13 protein-coding genes are annotated in these 22,348 nt (G+C 68.5%); 2 read left to right on the top strand and 11 right to left on the bottom strand.

What is annotated here, in order from left to right:
• The first annotated feature begins 157 nt into the window (after positions 1–157).
• Entirely contained in the window at positions 158–1,624 is a 1,467-nt protein-coding gene (locus tag AC07NI_RS00945) for a nucleoside hydrolase-like domain-containing protein (protein ID WP_494614929.1), read from the top strand.
• Between the two features lie 8 nt (positions 1,625–1,632).
• A complete protein-coding gene (locus AC07NI_RS00940) occupies positions 1,633–2,715 on the top strand; it encodes a sialidase family protein (protein WP_494614928.1) in 1,083 nt (360 codons plus the stop codon).
• Here the strand turns inward: AC07NI_RS00940 and AC07NI_RS00935 are convergent.
• The 11 genes from AC07NI_RS00935 to AC07NI_RS00885 all read right to left on the bottom strand — a co-directional run bounded on the left by AC07NI_RS00935 (position 2,712) and on the right by AC07NI_RS00885 (position 22,010).
• Positions 2,712–4,517: an acetyl-CoA hydrolase/transferase C-terminal domain-containing protein gene (locus AC07NI_RS00935; protein ID WP_494614927.1), complete on the bottom strand. Its 1,806-nt coding sequence runs from the start codon at positions 4,515–4,517 to the stop codon at positions 2,712–2,714. The two genes, AC07NI_RS00940 and AC07NI_RS00935, sit on opposite strands and share 4 nt — an antisense overlap.
• A complete protein-coding gene (locus AC07NI_RS00930; protein WP_494614926.1) occupies positions 4,514–6,607 on the bottom strand; it encodes a 3-hydroxyacyl-CoA dehydrogenase NAD-binding domain-containing protein in 2,094 nt (697 codons plus the stop codon). Before AC07NI_RS00930 ends, AC07NI_RS00935 begins: the two co-directional genes overlap by 4 nt.
• A 13-nt stretch (positions 6,608–6,620) precedes the next feature.
• A complete protein-coding gene (locus tag AC07NI_RS00925; RefSeq protein WP_494614925.1) occupies positions 6,621–7,904 on the bottom strand; it encodes an acetyl-CoA C-acetyltransferase in 1,284 nt (427 codons plus the stop codon).
• A 58-nt stretch (positions 7,905–7,962) separates the two neighbouring features.
• Positions 7,963–9,078, bottom strand: a complete 1,116-nt coding sequence (locus tag AC07NI_RS00920; RefSeq protein WP_494614924.1) for an aldose epimerase family protein — start codon at positions 9,076–9,078, stop codon at positions 7,963–7,965.
• Positions 9,071–10,231, bottom strand: a complete 1,161-nt coding sequence (locus tag AC07NI_RS00915) for an alginate lyase family protein (protein ID WP_494614923.1) — start codon at positions 10,229–10,231, stop codon at positions 9,071–9,073. The genes AC07NI_RS00920 and AC07NI_RS00915 overlap by 8 nt, the downstream gene beginning before the upstream one ends.
• 56 nt (positions 10,232–10,287) lie before the next feature.
• Positions 10,288–12,708, bottom strand: coding sequence for a TonB-dependent receptor (locus AC07NI_RS00910; protein ID WP_494614922.1), 2,421 nt, complete (start codon positions 12,706–12,708; stop codon positions 10,288–10,290).
• 278 nt (positions 12,709–12,986) lie between these two features.
• Entirely contained in the window at positions 12,987–15,806 is a 2,820-nt protein-coding gene (locus AC07NI_RS00905) for a TonB-dependent receptor (RefSeq protein WP_494614921.1), read from the bottom strand.
• 45 nt (positions 15,807–15,851) lie between these two features.
• Complete coding sequence (locus AC07NI_RS00900) at positions 15,852–17,711, bottom strand: hypothetical protein (protein WP_494614920.1); 1,860 nt, start codon at positions 17,709–17,711, stop codon at positions 15,852–15,854.
• 86 nt (positions 17,712–17,797) lie between these two features.
• Positions 17,798–18,772, bottom strand: coding sequence for a FecR family protein (locus AC07NI_RS00895; RefSeq protein ID WP_494614919.1), 975 nt, complete (start codon positions 18,770–18,772; stop codon positions 17,798–17,800).
• 3 nt (positions 18,773–18,775) lie between these two features.
• A complete protein-coding gene (locus AC07NI_RS00890) occupies positions 18,776–19,306 on the bottom strand; it encodes an RNA polymerase sigma factor (RefSeq protein WP_494614918.1) in 531 nt (176 codons plus the stop codon).
• A 97-nt stretch (positions 19,307–19,403) separates the two neighbouring features.
• The gene (locus AC07NI_RS00885) at positions 19,404–22,010 is read right to left on the bottom strand and encodes a TonB-dependent receptor (protein ID WP_494614917.1); all 2,607 of its coding nucleotides are present in this window, start codon (positions 22,008–22,010) and stop codon (positions 19,404–19,406) included.
• Between the last annotated feature and the right edge of the window lie 338 nt (positions 22,011–22,348).

Here is a 22,348-nt window from a genome sequence, read left to right as displayed (position 1 = left end):
TCTTTTCGATCGACAGGTTTCGAATTGCGTTGACCCTCACCTTGACCGTCGGTACCTGTTTCCCGAAACCGAGGCGCTCCAGCGTCCGGGAGGAAACCCACGACCTGGCAGTCCAGGCGCGATGCGCCGGCGCCGGATCGAGCGAAAGGACACCCGCGTGGCTCGTTCTCTGTCCGCCAAACTCCGAATGGGCGTCGCCCTGGCCCTGGTCGCGTCGCTGACCGCCGCGCCTGTCGCCACGCTGGCTCAGGCCCCCGCCCCGACGGCCCCGGCCCAGAGCGCTCACGAGAAGCCGCGCCTGTTCGTACTGACCGACATCGGCGGCGACCCCGACGACCAGGAGTCGATGGTCCGCTTGATGACCTACGCCAACCAGGTGGACATCGAGGGCCTGGTCGCCACCACGGTGAAGGGCGAGGTCAATCCGCAGCTGATCACCCACATCGTCGACACCTACGGCACGGTCCGCGACAACCTGGAACAGCACGAGAAGGGCTTCCCGACCGCCGACGCGCTGAAGGCGACGATCTCCCAGGCCCTGGTCCCCGACGGCAAGACCGCCATCGGCGCGGGCAAGGACTCGCCCGGCTCGGACCTGCTGATCAAGGCCGTCGATCGCGACGATCCGCGTCCGGTCTGGGTCACGGTCTGGGGCGGTCCCACCGTGCTGGGCCAGGCCCTGTGGAAGGTGCGTCAGACGCGCTCCAAGGCGGCCCTGGCCAAGTTCGTCTCGAAGCTGCGCGTCTATGCGATCTCGGACCAGGACGACAGCGGCCCCTGGATCCGCCGCGAGTTCCCGGACCTGTTCTACATCGTCAGCCCCGGCGTCAGCTTCCACATGTCGACCTGGATCGGCATCGGCGGCGACAACTTCCACGGCCGCTTCGGCGGCGCGGACGAGCACCTGGTCAGCAACGAGTGGCTGAACCAGAACATCCGCAGCAAGGGCCCGCTGGGCGCGGCCTATCCCAGCTGGAAGTTCCAGATGGAGGGCGATACGCCCTCGTTCCTGAACCTGATCGACAACGGCCTGTCCGACCCGAACCATCCCGAATGGGGCGGCTGGGGCGGCCGCTACGAGCTCTACACGCCGCGCATGGAGCGCTGGTTCCTGGAGCCGGAAACCCGGCCGATCTGGACCAACGTCATGGACGAGGTCCAGGGCCGCGACGGCGAGTGGCACACCACCAACCACGCCACGATCTGGCGCTGGCGCGAGGCGTTCCAGAACGACTTCGCCGCCCGCATGGACTGGACGATCAAGCCCTACAAGGAAGCCAACCACCCGCCGGTCCCCAAGCTGGAGACGCCCGAATACATCGTCGCCAAGCCCGGCGAGCGGGTCGATCTCAGCGCCGTCGGCTCGTCCGATCCGGACGGCGACGCCCTGTCCTACGAATGGTTCTGCTATGAGGAGGCCGGCACGCGCGGCATGACCAGCTCGGCCTCGGGCGTGAAGCTGGACATCAACAACGCCGACCAGCCCAAGGCCTGGCTGACCGTGAAGACCACCCGCGTCGTGCCGCCGGGCACGGGGACCATGCACATCATCCTGGCCGTCACCGACCATGGCTTCCCGCGCCTGACCCGCTACAAGCGGGTGATCATCGACGTGAAGCCCTGAGACCGGACATGACCCGAGGTTTGCGCCTGGCGCTCGCGTTGCTGGCCCTCTCGTGCGCGCCGGCCATCGCCGCCTCGCCTGGCGCGATCCTCACGGTCGAGCCGGTCTACACGAACGCCCCCTACCCGCAGTCGCACGCCTCGACGATCGTCGAGACCACCGCGGGCACGATCGCGGCGGCCTGGTTTGGCGGCACGCACGAGCGCCATCCCGACGTCGGCATCTGGTTCGCGCGCCGGATCAACGGGAAGTGGCAGCCGGCCCGCGAGCTGGCCAACGGCGTCCAGCCCGACGGCAAGCCGCGCCTGCCGACCTGGAACCCCGTGCTGTTCCAGGCCCCGAAAGGTGACCTCTTCCTGTTCTACAAGGTCGGCCCCAGCCCGCAGGACTGGTGGGGCATGGTCATGACCTCGACCGACGACGGCCGGACCTGGAGCCAGCCTACGCGCCTGCCCGACGGCATCCTGGGTCCGATCAAGAACAAGCCGGTCGTGCTGGCCGACGGGACCTGGCTGTCGCCGACCAGCACCGAGAAGTCCGAAGGCGTCACCCAGGCCGACGGCGGCGGCTGGAGCCTCTATTTCGAGCGCAGCGAGGACGGCGGCCGGACCTGGACCAAGACCGCACCGGTCGCCTCGCCGCTGAAGATCGACGCCATCCAGCCCAGCATCCTGTTCCACCCGAACGGCGTGCTGGAGGCCGTGGCCCGCACCCGCCAGGGCGCGCTGGCCCAGACCTGGTCGAAGGACAACGGCAAGACCTGGAGCCCTATCTCGACCATCGACCTGCCCAATCCGAACTCGGGCACGGACGCGGTGACCCTGGCCGACGGTCGCCAGCTGATCGTCTACAACCACGCGGGCCAGCGGCCCGACATCCCGGGGAAAGGCCCCCGCTGGCCGCTGAACGTGGCGGTCTCCAAGGACGGGATCGCCTGGCGCGAGGCGCTGAACTTGGAGAGCGAGCCCGTGCCCGACGGCTACGCCTATCCGGCCGTGATCCAGGCCCGCGACGGCAAGGTGCACATCACCTACACCGTCAACCGCCGAGGCATTCGTCACGTGGTGATCGATCCGGCCAAGCTGCCCTAGCCGCGTAGGGCGCCGCGTACGGCCAGCGCCGTCAGCAGCTCGGTCGGCCCACGCGGACGGTCCAGGCCCAGGCGCTTCAAAGCCGGCTCGGCGTCCGGCTCCCGCTTGAGGCCGCGCAGGGCGAAGCGCGCCAAGTCCAACGGTCCCGCCGCCTTCAGCTTGCCGAGCGTCGGCAGCAGGCCCTCCTCGAGCGCATCGAAGTCCGAGCCGAACGGTAGCAACGGCGCGTGGCCCGCCGCCTTGGCGGGCGCCAGGGCCTCGGCGAGGCGCTCGGGGGTGTTCGCCGTGAACTCGGCCGGCAGGACGTAGTCGCGCTCTAGCTTGCCCGAGACCTTGGCCTGCTCGATCAGCGCCGGCTGGAAGCGGCTGTCGGCGACCTTCAGCAGGGCGACGATGACGTCACGATCGGTCCGGCCGCGCAGGTCGGCGACGCCGTACTCGGTGATGACGATGTCGCGCAGGTGGCGCGGGATGGTGCCGTGGCCGTAGGACCACAGGATGTTGGAGCTGGCCTTCTTCCCGGCCCCGCGCACGGCGTCCAGGGTGATCACCGACCGTGCGCCCTCCAGCGCGAAGGCCTGGGCCACGAAGTTGTACTGCCCGCCCACGCCGCTGACGACGCGGCCGTCCTCCAGCCCGTCGGAAACCGCCGCGCCCAGCAGGGTGACCATCATGGCGGTGTTGATGAAGCGGGCGTCGACGCGGGCGACGCGCTTGGCGGCCTCGTCGCCATAGAGCTCGTTGATGCCCGAGATGGCCCGCATCTGGAACTTGGCGCGGTCCTCGGGCGAAAGCGCCCGCAGCCCTTCGTAGAAGGCGCGCGGCCCCAGGAAGAAGCCGCCGTGCAACACAGCGCCCTCGACCTCGCGCTTGAGGACGCCGGCCTTCCAGAGGTCGAGCAGGCAATCGACGAACATCTCGGTCGCGGCGTAGAGCCCCTTCTCGAACGGCTCGGCGTGCTGGGGCGCGGCGCCAAGGCGCTGGACGGTGTCGCGGAAGGCGGCCGGGTCGCGATGGCGGACGATCAGGCTCTGGACCACCGCGTCGCTGATCGAGCCGATGCCCATCTGGATCGTGCCGCCGTCGGGGATCAGCCCCGCCGCGTGGAAGCCGATGGCGTAGTGGGCGTCGGTGATCGGCTCCTTGGGCGGGGCGAACAGCGGGAAGTCATGGCCGTCGAGCACATGGCTGAACGCCGAGGCCGGTAGGTCGCCGTCGCCCGGCATGAACGGCAGGCCGTTATTGACCTGGCCGACCAGCAGGAAGTCGGCCTTGCCCGCCGTCTTCGCGGCCAGCAGATCGAGCGTGATGTCGGTGTTGCAAGACAGGCTATAGCGATCGCCGTCCTGGGCCACCAACTGGGCCACGACATTGACCTCGCGATCCAGCAGATAGCGAGCCGCGTGGGTATAGTTGGCCGAGATGTAGCTGCGCTGGGCGCTCTGCACGTTCAACCGGGTGCCGGCCTGGAAGAAGAACTCGTCGACCTGGATGTTGTCCGGCAGGGCGTCGCGGCGCTGGACCTCGGCGTAGGCCAGAGCCGGATAGCCGCCCAGGGTGCGCTCGATCACCGGGCCCAGGAAGGCCGCCTCCAGCGCCGACTTTGGGCGCGGCGGCTCCAGGGTCAGGGCGGTGAAGATGTGCAGGTGGACCGACGGGTCGGCCATGGCCCGCGCGAACAGGGCGTTGGCGACATGGTTGGCCTTGCCCAGGCCCAGCGGCAGGCCCAGCACGATGCGGCGGCCGACCTTGGCGATGATCGCGTCGACCAGGCGTTCGGGATCGGTGAAGCGCTCCGTCATGCCTCCAGCTTGGACCAGCCTTCCGCCGGCGAGAAGCGTTCGCCGTACTTACGGGACAGCTCTTCCAGCCGGGCCTTCACCTCGGCTACGCCACGCCGGCGGGCGTAGTGCAGCGGCCCGCCCCGGAAGGGCGCGAAGCCGGCTCCGAAGATCATCGCCGCGTCGATGACGTCAGGGTCCTCCGAGACGCCGTCGCCCAGCAGGGCCGCGCAGGTGTTGACCAACGGCAGGATCAGGCGGTCGGCCATGTCCGGATCGGGCTCGGCGGCGTTGGGGGCCTTGTTGGGATGGCCGCCTTTCCAGACATAGAGGCCCTCCCCGGTCTTCTTGCCCAGCTGCTTGTGCTGGACCTTGTCGCGCAGCCATTGCGGGGCGTCGGGCATGTCCCACTTGAGCTCGCGCTTGAGCATGTCGGCCACGGCCAGGCAGATGTCGAGGCCCACCTGGTCGGCCAGTTCGATCGGCCCCATCGGCATGCCGAACCGCTCGGCGGCCTTGTCGATCGTTTCTTTGGCCACGCCCTCGTCCAGCATGGCCATGGCCTCGACCAGATACGGCGTCAGGGCGCGGTTGACGATGAAGCCCGGCGCGCTCTTCGCAGGAGCCGGCAGGCGGTCGATGGCGCCGACGAAGGCGCGGGCCACCGTCTCGACCTTAGCGTCCAGGCCGTCGTGGCGCACCACCTCGACCAGCTGCATCCGCGAGACCGGGTTGAAGAAGTGCAGGCCGACCAGCCGCTCGGGCCGTTGCAGGCCTTCGCGCAGGGTCTCCAGCGGGATCGACGAGGTGTTGGTGGCCAGGATCCCGCCCGGCTTCATCAGCGGCTCGATCTTGGCGTAGAGGCCCTGCTTCAGCTCGACCTTCTCCGGCGCGGCCTCGATGACCAGGTCGGCCGAGCGCGCGCCCTCGCCCTTCAGGTCAGGGACGAGGCGGTCCAGGGCGTCGCGGACCTTCAGCGGGTCGTCGTGGCTGATCTTGCCGTAGAGCTCGGCGGCCCGCTTGATCGCCCCGCCGATGGGCTTGGCGTCGACGTCGGTCAGGGTGACGGTCAGGCCGCTCCAGGCGCACCAGGCGGCGATGTCGCCGCCCATGGCCCCGGCGCCGATCACATGGACGCGCCGGATGCCGCCGTCCTCCCCGGCCAGGCTCTTGAGCTTCTCCCGAAGAAAGAACACGCGGATCAGGTTCTGGGCGGTCTCCGACACCATCAGCCGGGCGAACGAGCCGATCTCGGCGGCCTTCATCGCCTCGAAGTCGCCGCCGTGGCGTTCCCACAGATCTATCAGCGCGGCGGGGGCCGGATAGTGCTCCGGCGGGGCCTGTTTCTTGGCTTCCTCGCGCATGCGGCCGGCGGCGATGCGGCGGGCCGGGGCGCTGTCCTTGAGCTTGTCGATCAGGCTGTGGCCGTCGGCGTGCAACTCGCCGCGAATGGCGGCGCGCACGGCGGCCTGGACGTGACGCTCGGGCACGACGGCGTCGACCAGGCCCAGGGCCTTGGCCTTCTTCGCGGCGATGGTCTTGCCGGTCAGCATGAAGCTCATCGCCTGCAAGGGATCGATCAGCCGCGTGAACCGCGCCGTGCCGCCCAGGCCGGGATGCAGGCCCAGCTGCACCTCCGGGAAGCCGAACTTGGCGCCGTCGATGGCGATGCGGACCTTGCAGGCCAGCGCCACCTCCAGCCCGCCGCCCAGGGCGTAGCCGTGAACCACGGCGATGGTCTGGTAGGGCTGGCTCTCCAGCCGGTCGGTGATGGCGTGGGCGCGGGCCATGCGCTGCTCGACCTCGCCGACGTCGCTGGCGCCGCGGAACTGGCTGATGTCGGCGCCGGCAATGAAGCCCGACGGCTTGGCCGAACGGATCACGAGGGCGACGGGACGATCGGCTTCCAGCAGGTCGAGGATCTGGTCCAGCTCGACCAGCACCGCGTCGTCCAGGGTGTTGGCGCTGGCCTCGGCCTTGTCGAGCACCGCCCAGGCGACGCCGTCGGGGCCTCGTGACAGCCGCCAGTGGGTCAGGCCGTAGTCGTTCATCGGCGCGGGCCCGAGGTCGAGGTCGCGGGGCGCGAGAAGGGTCAGGGCGCGGTCTTGCATGGCCATCTCCTCCTCAGATCCGCTCGATCAGCATGGCGCCGCCCTGGCCGCCGCCGATGCACTCGGTGGCGATCCCGCGCTTCAGGTCGAGGCGCTCCAGGGCGTTGATCAGGTGCAGCACGATGCGGTTGCCGCTGGCCCCGACGGGATGGCCGAGGGCGACCGCGCCGCCATCGACGTTCAGACGGTTGCGGTCGATCGCCCCCGCCGCGCCGGGCAGGCCCAGCACCTCGCGGCAGAAGCCGTCGTCGTCCCAGGCCGCCAGGCAGGCCAGCACCTGGGCGGCGAAGGCCTCGTTCAGCTCCCAGAGTTCGATATCCTGGAGCGAAAGGCCCGCGCGCTTCAGCAGCGGCGTCGAGGCCAGCACCGGCCCCAGGCCCATGATCGACGGGTCGAGCGCGGCCCATTCACTGTCGAGGATCACGGCGCGTGGCTTGAGACCGTGCTTCTTCACCGCCTCCTCCGAGGCCAGGATCACCCAGGACGCGCCGTCGGTAATCTGCGAGCTGTTGCCGGGCGTGACCTTGCCGAACGGCCGCTCGAAAGCCGGCTTCAGGGTCGCCAGCTTCTCGACCGAACTGTCGGGCCGGACGCCGTCGTCGTGGTCATAGACGGTCCCGTCGCGGGCGAAGGCCGGCTCGACCTCACCGGACAACCAACCGCTGCTCTGGGCCTTGGCCAGGCGCTTGTGGCTCTCGACGGCATAGGCGTCGGCGGCCTCGCGGCTGATGTCGAAATAGTGGGCCAGGACCTCGGCAGTCTGGCCCATGCCGAGGTCGGTGATCGGGTCGGTCAGGCCGCGCTCCAGGCCGATGACCGGCTGCAGCATGTCGGGCCGGAAGGCCGCGACCGCGCGAACCTTGTCGACCGGGGCCTTGGCCGATTGCAGGCTCGACAGCCACTCGACGGCGGTCTGTTTGAGCACCAACGGCGCATGGCTCAGGGCTTCGGCCCCGCCGGCCAGGATCAGGTCGGACGAACCTTCACGAATGTAGCGATAGGCCGTATCGATCGACTGCATGCCCGAGCCGCAGTTGATGGCCACGGTGAAGGCGGTCATCTCCGGCCCGCAGCCCAGGCGCAAGGCGGCCACACGGGCGGGGTTCTGCTCGTCGGCGATGACGTTGACGCAGCCCAGGATCACTTGGTCGAAGGCGTCGGGCGCGAACGGCTGGCGCAGCAGCAGCGGCCGGCCGCACTGGACGGCGAGGTCGACGGGCGTGAACGGCCCCGGCGCGCCTCTAGCCTTCAGGAACGGCGTCCGCGCGCCATCAACGATATAGACAAGCCGGCTCATCACGCACCCCGCACTCGGTCACGGGGGTGAAACGCCGAACGGCCAAGGTCGCTCCGCCTTAGCGCGAAAAGCGCAGGATGGTCGTGGCGTGGAACGGGGTCCCGGGTCGCAGCACGGTCGATGGGAAGGCCGCCTGGTTGGGACTGTCGGGCAAGTGCTGCATCTCAAACGCGAAGCCGGCATATTTTGGATAGGTCGCGCCGCCTGGCCCCTTCTCGGTCCCGTCGAAGCCGTTGCCGCTATTGATCTGCACCGAGGGCTGATCGGTCAGCAGGGTGACGCGGCGGCCGCTGACGGGGTCCTCCATCCAGGCTACCGCGCGCACGCCGGGCCTGGTCGCGCGGAACACCAGGCTGTGGTCGAAGCCTTGAGAGGGCGAGAGCAGCGGATCGTCCAGCTTCATCGCCTCGCCCTCGCGACGGGGCTTGCGGAAGTCCAGCACCGAGCCGTCGACCGGCAGCAGCTTGCCTGACGGGGCCTTGCGGGCGTCGACCTCGGCGTAGCGGTCGGCGTCGAGCCGGATCGTCTGGTTCCGGACGTCACCGCTCTCGGCGCCGGCCAAATTCAGGAAGCCGTGGTTGGTCAGGTTCAGCACTGTCGGGGCCGAGGCCTTGGCGGCGTACTCGATCCGTAGTTCGTTGGCCTTGCGCATCAGCCGATAGGTCACGGTGATGTCCAGCGCGCCGGGGAAGCCCTGGTCGCCGTCCGGGCTGTGCAGCTCGAACGCCACGCCCACCGACCGGGCGTCGCTGACCGCATGGCTGGTCCAAACCCGCTTGTCGTAGCCGTTCGGACCGCCGTGCAGGGTCATGTTGTTGTTGCCCGCCGGCAGGGCGTAGGGCTTGCCGTCGACGGTGATCCTGGCGTCCGTGATCCGCCCGGCGTAGCGGCCGATCACCGAGGCCCAGCGGCGCGAGGTCGCCTCGTAAGCCGCCACGCTGGGCAGGCTGAGGATCACGTTCTCGAACTTGCCGGCCCGGTCGGGGGCGCTGATCACGGTCAGGGTCGCGCCATAGTCGATGGCCGCGACGGCCATGCCCAGATCGTTGCGCAGGAACGTCTTCTCGACCGGCACGCCGGCCTTGGTCGCGCCGAACGGCTCGCGCTTGACGTCGGCGGCCTGGGCCGAAGTGGCGAGCAAGGCGGCCAAGCCCGCCAGGAACAGTCTACGCATCGATCCAGAGCACCGGTTGGCGGAGGGGGTAATTGCGGATGATCTCGGCCTGGGTCGGGTCCGGGTCAAGCTTGCGCCAGAGATCCAGATAGTCCGGCCGTTTCAAGGCGAGACCGCCGAACAGCAGGCTGGGCTGACGGACGGGCCAGCCGTCCCAGGCCTCGACGTCGGGGGGCTTCGGCCAGGTCTTCTTGTCGGCGATGAACGGGGCCATGTAGGCCAGCGCATCGGCGATCGAGCCGCCGGTCTCGCCCTTGAAGGTCCAGAGATTGTCGCCCGGCGTCGACATCACGTGAGCGCAGGCGGCCAGGACGTCGAGATTGAACAGGCAGTAGCCGTAGGGCTTGGTGCGGACCAGCTCCAGCGGCTGGGAGCCATCGGCGGCGATCTGGCCGGGGACCAGGGTCTTGATCCGGCCACGCGCCACGTCCAGCTCGGCCTTGCGACCGGTCAGCTTGGCGAAGGCGGCGGCTTGCAGCGCCCAGCAGGTGCCGTGGTTGTTCTTCTGGTCGCGCTCGTCGACGCCATTGGCCGAGGTGCTCATCCAGGTCAGGTAGGCGTCGAACCAGGCTACGGTCGGGGCGTAGACGCCGACCTTGGGCCGCGCGGCCTTGAGCACGCCGACGGCGCGGGCGATCTCGACGAGGTGCAGGGTGTCGATGACGCCGATCCCCCTGCCCGTGTTGACGCCGATGATCGCCTGGGCGTGCTCCAGGTTGGGGTTCATCCGGGTGTCGGGCGCGACGAACCAGGCTTGCAGATGCTTCTCGGCATGCTCGGCGTAGCGGGCATCCTTGGTCACCTTGTAGGCCGCCGCCAGGGCCGGCAGCTGGACGCCCAGCCGGATCACCGCGTCGCGGTGTGCGGTGAACTTGTCGGGGTTGGAATAGCCGTCCTTGCGGATGTATGGCCCCTTGGGATTGGCCGGATCGGGCCACCAGTAGTCGGCCTCGGAATAGTAGTCCTGGCGGCTGCCGGGGCTGCGCGGCGCGGTGAAGGCGGTGATCGTCACCGGCGCTTCGGCCAGATAGCGGTCGGCGGCCTTGAGGATGCGCGCGCGGTCGATGGCCGCGATGTCGAGCGGGGCCGCCGTCGCGGTCCCGAACGCCGTCAGCGCCAGGGCCGTGCCGAGGAAGAAGTCACGTCGGTTCATGAGTACGCTCCGAACGGAAAGCGAGGGCGACGCGAACGCCGCCCTCGCGGATTGGACTAGTACTTCACCTGGGCGCGGACGCCGAAGTAGCGCTCGCTGTCGCGGCCCGGCTTCCAGTTCACCGCCAGGGTGGCCGGGGTCGCCGTGCGGCTGAAATTCCAGGCGTTGTCGCGACCCTTGGTCAGGGCGTAGTTCTTGTCGAACAGGTTGTTGGCGAAGACGCTGAGCTTCCAGTTGTCCTTCTGGACGCCGGCGCCGAGGTTGAAGATGCCGTAGGCCTCCTGCACCGCGTCCGGGTCCTGGACGAGGCTGAAGGTCACGTCCGACTGCCAGCGGTAGGACGCCTGGACGAAGGCGCCGTACTCGCCGCTCAGACGCCAGTCGTACTGACCCGTCACCGTGCCGGTCCACTTCGGCGCATTGGGCAGGGTCTTGCCCGACAGGTTCTGGCGGCCGCCCACGCAGCCTTCGCCGGCGGTCTGGGCCGCGTAGCAGGGCGCGTTCAGGAACGTGTCCATGCGGGCGATGTTGTAGGCCCCGTTGGCGTTCAGCGTCAGGCCGCCGGCGTAGATCGCCACCTCGGTCTCGACGCCCTTGGACGTCACTTTGCCCAGGCTTTGGAGGATGTTCTGGCCCAGGTCGAGGTCGCGGCTCTGGGCCTGGAAGTGGCGGTAGTCCTCGAAGAAGGCCGTCATGTTCCAGGTCAGGCGGCGATCGAAGAACGAGCTCTTGAAGCCCCCTTCGTACGACTTGCTGGTCTCGGGCGGCACCGGCTGGCGCGAGGCCACGCAATCGGCGACCGGCAGGCCCAGGCACGAGCCCGCCGCCGTGGTCGGCGTGCGCGTGGTTAGGATGCTGGTCAGGTCGTAGGCGAGGCCCTTGTAGCCCTTGGCGGCGTTGGCGAAGACCATGAAGCCCGGCGTGAACCGGTACTGCACGGCGGCCTTGCCGGTGACGACGCTGTCGCTGTCGCAGGTCGAGATCTTCAGCGACGGGGTCGGCGTGTTGGTCGAACAGCCGGGCTTGCCGTAGGTCACGCCGGTGTCGCGATCCAGGAAGTCGTAGCTGAGCTTCTCATGGTGATAGCGCAGACCGCCGATCACGGTGAGCTTGGGCGTGATGTCGTAGGACCCTTGCGCGAAGGCGGCGTAGGTCTTGGACGTCGAGTTGGTCAGGTAGCTGGAATAGACCAGCGAATTGGTCGTCGGCAGCTGCTGCTGGCCGTTGAAGATCACGCCGTTGAAGCTGCCGTGGGTGTTGGAGCCCCGGACATAGTCCCGCGTGCTGTCGGTCTTGCTGTAAAACAGGCCAGCCACATAGCGGAACGCGCCGCTGCTCGGCGAGGTCAGCCGCAGTTCCTGGGTGATCGTCTTGACGTCGAACGAGCCGCCGTCGCCCACCCCGCCCTTCGGCGCGGCCGCGAAGTTCACCCCGCCGACCGTCAGGGTGCTGAAGTCGAAGTCGCTGGAGTCGGAGTCCTTGAAGTCCTCCAGCCGGTACTTGTCGTAGGACGAGATCGACATCAGCGAGCCGCCGTTGGGCAGATCGTAAACGAGGCGCAGGCCCGTGCCGTAGTCCTCGGCGAAGCCCTGGGTGTCGAGGTCCAGGCGCGTCAGGCGGTTGTTCTTGCCCGGCGTGATCCCCGCCAGGATGGTCGAGGCCGGCAGGTTGGCGCGGCTGAAGGTGACGCCAGGGCTCAGGAAGTACTGGGCGGGCGCGCAGCAGGTGCCTTCGGTCTTGGTGTAGTAGGGCGACAGGGTCGCGGTGAAGCGATCGGTCGGGCTCCAGGCGATCTTGGACCGCACCGTGTAGTCGGTGGTGCCGTTCTGCCAGTTCCCGGTCGTCAGGTTCAGGATGTTGCCGCGATAGTGGCTGTAGTTGGCGGCCACGCGCACGGCGACGGTGTCGCTAACGGGGCCCGAGACGCTGGCTTGCAGGCGGCGCTCCTGATCGTCGGTGACCAGGGCGTCGGCCTTGGCGGTGAAGGTCTTGCTGGGCGCTTCGGTGGTGATGTTGACGACGCCGGCCGAGGCGGCCTTGCCGAACAGGGTGCTCTGCGGACCGCGCAGCACTTCCACCTGCTGGACGTCGACCAGAGCGGCGAAGGCGGCGGCCTGGAAGGCCTGGGGCACGTCGTCGATGACCACCGCCACGCTGGGCTGGGTGGCGATCGAGAAGGCGTAGGTGCCGATGCCGCGGATGTTGATCGAGTTGTTGGCCGGCTGGGTGGTCTTGGAGATGGTCAGCGACGGCGCGGCGCGCGGCAGGTCGTCGAAGTCGCGGACATTGCCGCGCTCAAGATTGGCGGCCGTGACCACCAGCACCGAGGACGGGACGTTCTGGATATTCTGGGCCTGTTTGGTGCCGGTGACGATGATCTCCTCGACCGTCGAGGTCGGGGTGGCGTCTTGGGCATGGGCGGCGCCGGCGAGGCAGCTCAAGGCGGCCGTCGCCAGCAAGATCGACTTGCAGGACATGGTTTTCTCCCCCCTTCCGTTTTTATGATCGGCGACCGCGCTGGAAGGGTTGCGCGGTCGCTGCCCTGCCGCGTCTCCCGTGGTGCGAACCAGCGGGTACGCGACGGATAAAGGGGTCCCGCGTCCCCGCGGCGGCTTAGCCGGGGGATCATCCGTCGGTCAGGAAATCCGCGCTTGGGAGGCGATGGGGAGTCCTGGAAACCGACAGACCGCGATGGGCGGCGGGACAGGTGTCGATCCGGCGGGGATGAATGAAGGACCCGCCGGACCGAGTAGGATCAGAAGCGCAGGCGGACGCCGGCGTAGATTTGCGGCCCGTTGTCCGAGACCTCGGTGATCGAGTCCTCGCCGGCCTTGTACATGACGTCCCGGGTGTTGGTGACGTTGAGGGCCTGGAGCTTCAGCTGCACCTGCTTGGTCAGGTCATACGACGCCGACAGGTTCAGATAGCCCGAGCCCTTGGCGCTGCGGTTGGTGCTGCTGTTGGGCTTGAAATAGTCCGAACGGTAACGGTACGAGGCGCGCAGCGAGAGCTTGTCGTTCTCCCAGTAGACCGAGCCGTTGCCCGTGTATTTCGATAGGCCGTTCAGGTTGGCCGAGCCCAGATAGGGGCTGACGGTCGACGGGTCCGGGATCTCAAAATTGGCCTCGGTGATCGAGAAGCTGCCCTGCACGCCGAACCCGCTGAGGATGCCCGGCAGGTAGGTGAAGGCGTGGTTGCCCGAGAACTCGATGCCGTACAGCTCGCGGGTCGCCGGGTCGTTGGCGGGCGCGATGGCGTTGAACGTCACCAGCTGACCGTTGGCCATGATGCTGGTCTCGCGCGGCTCCTGGGCGTCGAACGCCGCGCCCTTCAGCCACTTGTAGTAGGTGGCGACCGCGAAGGACGTGTCGCGATTGACGTAGAACTCCAGCGAGGCGTCCAGATTCCAGCCGCGGATCGGCTTGAGGTTCGGGTTGCCCGTGGTGCTGTTGGCCAGCACGCCCTGCACCGTGGTGGCGGTGGTGTCGGCGATCGGGTTGATGCCGACGTTGAAGTCCTCGATGCCCGAGCGCGACAGGGCCTTGTAGCCGGCCAGGCGCAGCTTCACGACGTCGGTCAGGTCGAAGGCGACGTTGGCGCTGGGCAGGAAGTACTCGTAGCCGCCCGTGCCCTCGATCTCCTGCAGCGGCGTGCCCGGCGTGCGGACCACGGTCGCGGCCGCGCCGCCGACCGACGGCGTCACGGTCAGCTCGCCACGGAAGCCCTTCGACAGCACGCGGGTGCGGACGTAGCGGACGCCAGCGTTGCCCGACACGGGCGTGTCGCCCAGCTGGGTGCGGAAGTTGGTCATCACATAGGCGGTGCTGATCCGCTCACGGATGTTGGAGTCTTCCGGCCCCGGCGCGTTGGACGGCAGGGCGAAGCTGTCCTTGCCGGTATAGGTGCGGAACAGGCAGTCGTTGTCGAACAGCGCCCACTTCTGGACGTTGGTCTTGCCGTCCATGAAGTTGGACGTCGAGAACGGCACGCGGCAGTTGGCGTTGGCGTCGGCGACCAGCTGGGTCGGGGTGCGGCCGTCATAGGTGACCGGGATGGCCAGGTCGCTGTTGTTGTTGGCGTCCTGGGTGCGGCGGTGGTCCGACAGGCGGCCGCCGACCTTGATGCTCTGGAAGAAGCCGTCGCCCAGGTCGTAGGTCACGTCGGCCCGCACCGCGCCGATCTTGTCGAAGCGGTCGGTGACCAGGCGATAGCGCGCGTAGTTGCTGTTGCTGGTCGGCGTGCCGAACAGGAAGTTGCTCGGATCGGTGACGTCGAAGCCGGTGAAGGTGACGGACGGGACCTCGTCGGTCGTGGCGTCCAGCGTATAGGCCACCCGCGCCTTGGAGCGCATGTTGGTGGCCTTCTGCAGCTCGGTGCGGTGCGATTGCGAGTACGACAGGTCGCCGCTGATCGTCAGGCGATCCGTGGGCGTCCAGGTCACCGCGCCGCCGCCGCCGATGTACTTCTCGTTGCGCTGACGGTCCTCGACCTGGATCTCCAGGTTCGAGTTGCCGCTGTACTTCATCAGCGCGCCGTCGCTGTAGTCGCTGGACACGCCGCCGACCAGCAGCGGCTGGATGCCGCGCAGGCCTTCGGTGATGGCCAGCTGGTTGCGGTACTCACCGCTCTTCCGCGTCGAGTATTGGCCGTCGATGCTGATGTCGAGGTTGGGGGTCGGCTTCCACTGGAAGGTGCCCATTAGCGCTTCGCGCTTCTCGTCCGTGACCTTGGACTGGAAGGTGCGCGAGCTGGTGGCGAAGTAGCGCGGGCCGAGCGTCGAGCCCGTCGGGGCGGTCGTGGCGTTCGAGCAGTTGGCCGTCGAGGTCCCGGGGACCGCGGCATAGGTGGTGCACGGCACGAAGGCCGAGTTGGTGATGTAGTAGTCCTCGGGCGTGGCTTGATCCAGGCGCTGGTAGCCCAGGCTGACGCCCATCTCGCCGAACTTGGTGTCGAAGCTGTCGGTGTAGGAAATGTTGCCGCGATAGCCGAGACCGTTGTGGCCGCGGATGTCGTCGTCCTTGGGCAGGTAGGCGCCGCGCACTTCCATCTGGATGCGACGCTTGCCGTAGTCGATCGGACGGATGGACTTCAGCTCGATCACGCCGGCGATGCCGCCGTCCAGGAAATCGGCCTGTTGCGACTTGTAGACCAACACGCCGTTGACCAGCTCCGACGGGAACTGCTGGAAGGCCACCGAGCGGTCGGGACCGGCGGTCGAGACCTCGCGGCCGTTGAAGGTCGAGAAGCTGAGGGCCGGGCCGAGGCCGCGCACGCTAAGCTCGTTGGCGTTGCCCTTGAAGCGGTCGGCGGTGACGCCGGTGATGCGCTCCAGCGTGTCGCCCACCGAGTTGTCCGGCAGGGCGCCGATCTCGTCATTGACGATGCCGTCGACGATGACGCTGGCGGTGCGCTTGGTCTCGATCGAGCTGCGCTGGGTGGCGCGCGACGAGGTAACGACGATCTCGTCGACGGCCGCGTTGTCGGCCTGCGGGGCCGGCGCGGTCTGAGCCAGGGCCTGGGCCGGCAGGATGATCGCCGCGCTGAGCAGCAGGCTACGGTAGAACGTTGATTTCATAGGTTTCCCCTTCCTTTTTTGTTTGTCGTGCCGAGGTCCTTCCCCTCAGCGGTAGTCCAGACGCCAGGTGATCTTGAAAGGCGTCGCCCCGTCCGCCGGCGCGCCATGACAGACGACCTTGGTCGTCATGGCGCCCGTCGCGGATCGGTATTCCTTGTCCTGGCCCACCGGGCCGGACTCGCAGGATTTCAGGCCTTCGACGGCGAAGCGGCGGGCCGCTCCATCTGTGAAGGTGGTGGTGGTCCCGGCTTGCTTGGCCCCGCCCGAGAACGACCCGAACTGCAGCTCGACATCCTTGACCTTCACGCCGGCGGCCGAGGTGAAGACGTCGGTGCGGGTGATGTGGCCGGGCTCGAGGACGTAGGTCGTCTTCACCGAGACGCGCTTGTCGGCGACCGGGGCGTTCTGGCCCATCTTGTCCAGCTCGTCCTGGCGCCAGGAGACCGTGGTCTTCGCGCCCTTGGCCTCGACCTTGGCGTCCTTGAAATAGGCCAGCGGCATCAGGGCCGAGCCGTCGTCCAGAGTCAGCCGGGGGGTGAGGAACGGCGCGACGCCGTCCGGCGAACCCGCCAGCATCCCCGGCGAGAACGGGATCGGGAAATACGGATTGTGCATGTGCTGGCTTTCGCCGCCGTTGATCACCGGCAGGCTGATCAGCCGGCTGCCGTCACGCACCGAGACCAGGAAGCGGTCGTAGTCGCCGCGCTGGAACCAGGTCACCTGCCGGCGCGGCAGGGTCGCCAGACCCTTGGCCCAGTCGCCCGCCGGGGCCTTGCCGCCGTAACCCATGCGGGCCCAGTGGGCGCTGGTGTAGGCGTACTGGTGAGCCAGCGAGAGGTTCTCGCCCAGGATGCGGAACTTGCCGCGATAGTCGTCGGTGCGGCGGCCGCCGTCCCACAGGTTCACCGAGCCGGTCTTGGGGTCCTGCCAGAACTCGGCGTAGCGCTGGGCCGCGCGGGCGGAATAGGCGTAGGCGAGGTCCTTCTCCTGCGGGGTCAGCAGGTCCAGCACCGCCGCGGCGGTCAGGGTCTCGATGATCGCCGTCTCGCCGTACGGACCGATGCTGCGGCCGTATTCGAAGCCCTGGCCCTCGGCGTCCAGGCGCATCAGCATCACGTCGGCGGACTTGCGCAGCCAGGTCAGCACTTGCTGCGGCGGCTTGCCCCCGGTCTCGATGAAGCGCTGGGCGATCTCGCCGGCCAGGAGGACGGAATAGCGGTCGAAGCGCCCTTCCCCGTCGGTCTCGTCGGCGAAGCCGTACTGGCCCGAGTAGAGCTCGTAGTGCTCGGCGATCTTGGCGTAGAGCTTCTCGGCCGGCGCGCCGTCGTCCCAGCCCATGCGGGTGCGCAGGCGGGCGATGGCGAAGGCCACGCAGTAGTAGTTGTTGGGGTGGTCGATCAGCGCGTAGGTGTCGACGTCGACGAACATCCGCCAGTCCAGCCGCACGCGCAGCTTGGCCAGGGTCAGCGGGTCGACGGCGTCCTTCAGACGGCCCGCCTCGCGCAGCTTGTTCAGCGCCGACAGGTAGTAGTAGGCGCCCCAGCTGTCGTTGGCGTCGTCGGCCGTCAGCTTGGCGATCTTGCGGAAGTCGGCGAGGTAGGTCGGCAGGCGCGGATCGTTGTCGGGCAGGGTGACCAGAAAATCGACGAGGCCGATGGCGATCTTGCCGGGCAGGAACTTGTCGCTGCCATTGAACACCGGCGTGCCGTCCAGCTCCAGCTTGCGGCCGTCCTTGACCAGCTTGATCAGCAGCTGCTCGGTCTGGGGCTGGATGCGGTCGCGGACCGTGACGTCGTACGCCGGAATGGCCTTGGGAGCCTCAGCCGCCTGGGCCGCAAGGCCCGAGCCCAGCAGGATCAGAGCTGCGATCGAAACGCTGGTAACCGGTGTCAGGTACAAGTCCACGGTCCTCCCCGAGTGGTCATTCCGACCTTGCTCTTGACCGTTCCGACGCGCTGGCCGGCGACCTCCTCAAAAGAAATCGAAAGTTTTTACGGAGCCGCGTGCAGCTCGACCGTCGTGGCGGTGCTCTTGGCTCGCACGGGGAAGTAGGACTGGATCGCCTCGACGAAGGCGCGGCTCTGACCGGCGTTGAAGGTGCCGCTGATCCGCAGCTTGCGCAGGCTGGGGTCGGCGACCACGACCTGCAGGGTCGAATAGCGGTTCATCTCCGCCGCCGCGTCGGCCAGGGCGACGTTGTCGAAGATCATCTGCCCGTTGCGCCAGGCCATGGCGCGGCCGAGGTCGGCGCTCGACGGACGGCCCGCGCCCATGCCGTCGACCATCAGCATGGATTGGCCGGGAGACATCACGGCCAGGGTCACCGGGCTCTCGTGATCGCTGACGGCGACCTTGCCCTCGGCGAGGACAACGGTGGTCTCGCGCGGCTCGCGGCGGACCGAGAAGGCCGTGCCGACGGCCGTCACCGTGCGCGGGCCGGCATGCACCCGCAGCGGCCGGTTGGTGTCGTGGGCGACCTCGAAATAGGCGCGGCCGGCGACCAGGTCGATCGACCGCACCGAGGCGGTGTAGCGGACCCGCATGACCGTCAGGGCGTCCATCGTCACCCGGCTGCCGTCGGACAGGGTCAGAGTGCGCTGCTCGCCCAACGCGGTCTGGAACAGAGCCCCCTGCTGAGCACGATGGCGCATCCACCAGAGCCCGCCGACCGGCGCGGCGATGGCGGCGACGATCCCGGCGGCGATCGCCCGGCGGTCCAAGCCGGAGCGCTTGGCGCGGGCGCGTTGCAGGGCCTCGCGGCGCAGGGCGAGCAAGCCGTCGGTCCCCGCCCCTTCGCCCATCAGCCGCCAGACGCCCTCGGCGCGGGCATAGGCTTCCTCGTGGACCGGATCCTCCGCCAGCCAACGCGCGAAGCCGGCCTCGTCGGACGCAGCCCCGCCCAGCCGGCGCGCGGCCCAGGCCGCGGCGGTCTCGTCGATCAGGGTCTGTCGCAGCGGGTTGGACACGGGCTAACTCTGGAACGGATCGGCCCCGCGCATCAGGTGCGCCAGGGCCTTGATGATGTACTTCTCGACCGAACTGACGGAAACGCCGAACGCCTTGGCGATCTCGGCATGTTTCCAGCCTTCCAGCCGGTGCAGGATGAAGGCGTCCCGCGTGCGCTCGTCCAGTTCGGACAATCGCAGCATCGCCGCCTGCAAGGCCTGCCTGTCTCCTAAGACGCGCTCGGGCGAAATACCCTCAAAACGGTCCTGGCGAAGTTCGGTCTCGTCGAGGTGGCTGCGGAACGTCTTCTGACGTCGCGACCGGTCGCGCAGCAGGTTGACCGCCGTGCGGAAGACGAACGCCTCGGGATTGTCGATGTCCGCGCCGTCCGGGCGTCGCACCAGGCGCAGGAACACCTCCTGCACCAGGTCCTCGGCCTCGTCGCGCGAGCGCACGCGCCGCTCGAAATAGGCGGTCAGCGGCCCGCGATAGGCCTCCGACAGGCGCCGAAGGAAGGCCTCTTCGCGCGGATCGAGTTTGGGCTGCGCGGCCATTCCTACGACAAGTCCTCCCTGAAGCGCCGGTCTTCGCCGCGCTCATGGGGTTCCGACGCGCCACCTTCGCAAATCCTCAAGGCGCGCGTGCTCATTCTCAGTAGTCCACGGCGAGACGCAGGCCAACATGGCGGCCGCTGTCGCGCGCGGGCTTCCAGTGCGTGGCCATGGCCGGCTGGCCGTCGGCGCCGACGAGGTTCCACTGCACGTCCCGGCCGCGCGTCACCGCGTACCGCGTGTCCAGCAGGTTGCTGACGAAGCCGGTCATCCGCCAGCCCTCGCCGCTGAGGCTCGCCGAGACGTCCAGCACGCCGTAGGCCGGCTCGACCGAGGCCGGGTCCTGCAGCAGGCTGTAGACCACGCGCGAGCGCCAGCGGTAGCCGGCGTTCAGCTCCAGCAACCGGTCGCCGGCCAGCGGCTTGCGATAGAGGCTGTTGAGGGTCAGCGACCAGCGCGGGGCGTTGAACAGGGTCTTGCCGCTGAGGTCCTGCTTGCCGCCCACGCAGCCCTGCGCGGCGGTCTGGCCGAAGTAGCAGGAGGCGCTGTCGAAGTCGGTCATGACCGCGCGGCTGTAGGTGGCCGCGCCGCCCAGGGTCAGGCGATCGCTGAGCCTAGCGCTGAACTCGCTCTCGACGCCCTCGGCGCGCATGCTGCCGATGCTGTTGAGGACATTGAGGCCGGTGGCGTCGTCGCGGCTCTGGGCTTGGAAGCCCGAGAACCGCTCCTGATAGGCGGTCAGGTTCAGGCTGAGATTGCGGTCCGGCGACACGGCCCGCAGGCCGGCCTCATAGCTGCCGACCGTCTCGGAATCGACCGGCTGCTGGGCGGCGATGGCGTCGGCGATGGGCCGGCCGGCATAGGGCCCGGAGGTCAGGAGCGTGCGCGTCGTCAGACTGCTGGTCAGGTCGTAGGCCCGCCCCTTGTAGCCGGTCGAATAGCTGGCATAGACCGTGACGTTCGGGGTCACCTTGTCCTGCAAGCCGATCCGGCCGCTGAGGGCGGTGTCGCTGTGGCAGGTGTCGATCGGCAGGGTCGGGCTGGCGCGCGAGCAGGCCGGCATCCCATAGGTGACGCCGTTGCCGAGGTCGTCGAACCGGTAGCCGATCTTCTCGTGACTGAGGCGCAGGCCCGACAGGATCGAGACCCGGCTGTTCACCGCATAGGCCCCTTGCCCGAACGCCGCGATCGTCCGGCTGAAGGTCCGCGCCATGTAGCGCGAATAGGCCGTGCTGTTGGTGGTCGGCAGCGACGGCAGGCCGTTGTAGTCGCCCAGACTGTTGGAGCCGCGCACGAAGTAGCGCTGCGAGCGCACGCGCCCGACATAGACGCCGGCGACATAGTCCCAGCGCCCGCCGGTGGGGCTGTTCAGGCGCACCTCCTGGCTGGCCGAGCGGATGCGGAAGAACCCGCCGTTGGACGAACCGCCGCGCGGGGCCTGGGGCGCGAACAGGCTGTAGTCGAGGTCGGTCGCGTCGGTGTCCTGCCGGTCGTAGAGATAGTAGCGGTCTACCGACGAGATCGCGGTCAGCCGCCAGGAGCCGACGGCCCCGGCCACCCGCAGATTGACGCCCTTGTCGCTGGCGTTGCCGCGGGCGTTGATGTCGTAGCGGGCGAAATGGTTGTCGGGCCCGGGCACGATGCCGCGCAGCACCGCCTCGCGCGACAGCTCCACCCGGCTCAGCGTGGCCTGCGGCGAGATGTAGGTGTCGGCCCCGACGCAGCAGGAAGACAGCGAGCGGGTGTAGTAGGGGCTGACCGCGACCGTCCAGTTGTCGCCCGGCGTCCAGACCAGCTTGCCCCGCAGGTTGACGTCCGACTGGGCGTTCAGCCACTGGCGGGTCGCCAGGTTGAAGACATTGCCGCGATAGCGGCTGTAGGCGGCCGAGACCCGGAAGTTCAGATCCTCGTTCACCGGCCCCGTGACGCTGGCCTGCAGCCGCCGCTCGTGGTCGTCGGTCAGCACGGTCTCGGCCCGGGCGGCGAAGACGTCGCTGGCCGGGTTGGTGGTGATGTAGATCACGCCGGCCGAGGCGGACTTGCCGAACAGGGTGCTCTGCGGCCCGCGCAGGATCTCGACCTGCCGCACGTCGGCCAGGGCGGTGAAGGCCATGGCCTGGAAGGCCTGGGGCACGTCGTCGATCACCACCACCACGCTGGGCTCGGTGCCGATCGAATAGGAATAGGTGCCCACGCCCCGGACATTGATGCTGTTGTTGCCGGGCTGGGTGGTCTTGGAGATGGTCAGGGTCGGAGCCAGCCGGACCAGGTCGTCGAAGTCGCGCACGCCGGCCCGGTCCATCATCTGGCTGGACAGCGCCTGCACCGAGGCGTCGGACAGGCCCAGGGTCTCGACCCGCTTGCCCGAGGTGACGACCACCGCCTCCAGCCCGATGACGGGCTCGATCTCCTGCACATGGCGGACGACAGCGGCGGGCGCGATCCGCTCGGGGCGGGCAGCCAGCTTGACGCGATAGATGACGATGACGCCCGAGGGGGTCTTGCGGAACGCCAGGTCCGTGTCCGCCAGCAGCACGCTCAGCGCCCGGTCGGGGGTCATGCGGCCGCGCAGGGCCGGGGCGCGCTGGTCGGCGGTCAGCTCCGGCGCGAAGAGCAGCTGCTCACCCGTGACCTGGCCGAACCGCTGCAAGGCGAGGCTGAGGCTGGAGGCGTCCTGGTTGAAGCTGGAGGGAGCGCTACCAGCCATCGCCGTCGCGGGAGCCAGCAGGGTCAGCCCGAGAAGAGCCCCCACGCAGCTTAAGCGACGAGCGCGGACGACGCGCCGAAACATACCGACCTCCCCTTCGCGGCTCTTCGGCCGCTGTGCGGGCCGTCCATGAAGACAGCCCTTTCCCTTACGACGCGCGCCCTGAAATCGTCCTCAAGGAAAAGCGGTCGATCCCGTCTCTATTTCGTCAGCACACGTCACGGCAAAGATTTCGCCTATCGCGACGATAGGAACAATCAATTTTACCGATGGCTCATGACGTAGGCTCCTTAGCGTGCGGTCGGGGAAAACGACAGCCAGGCGCGAGCAGCGCGGAG

Source organism: Caulobacter sp. GW821-FHT10E02, assembly GCF_059415225.1.
The sequence above is the reverse complement of the archived record's forward strand: the minus strand, read 5'-3'. Positions and strand labels throughout refer to the sequence as shown.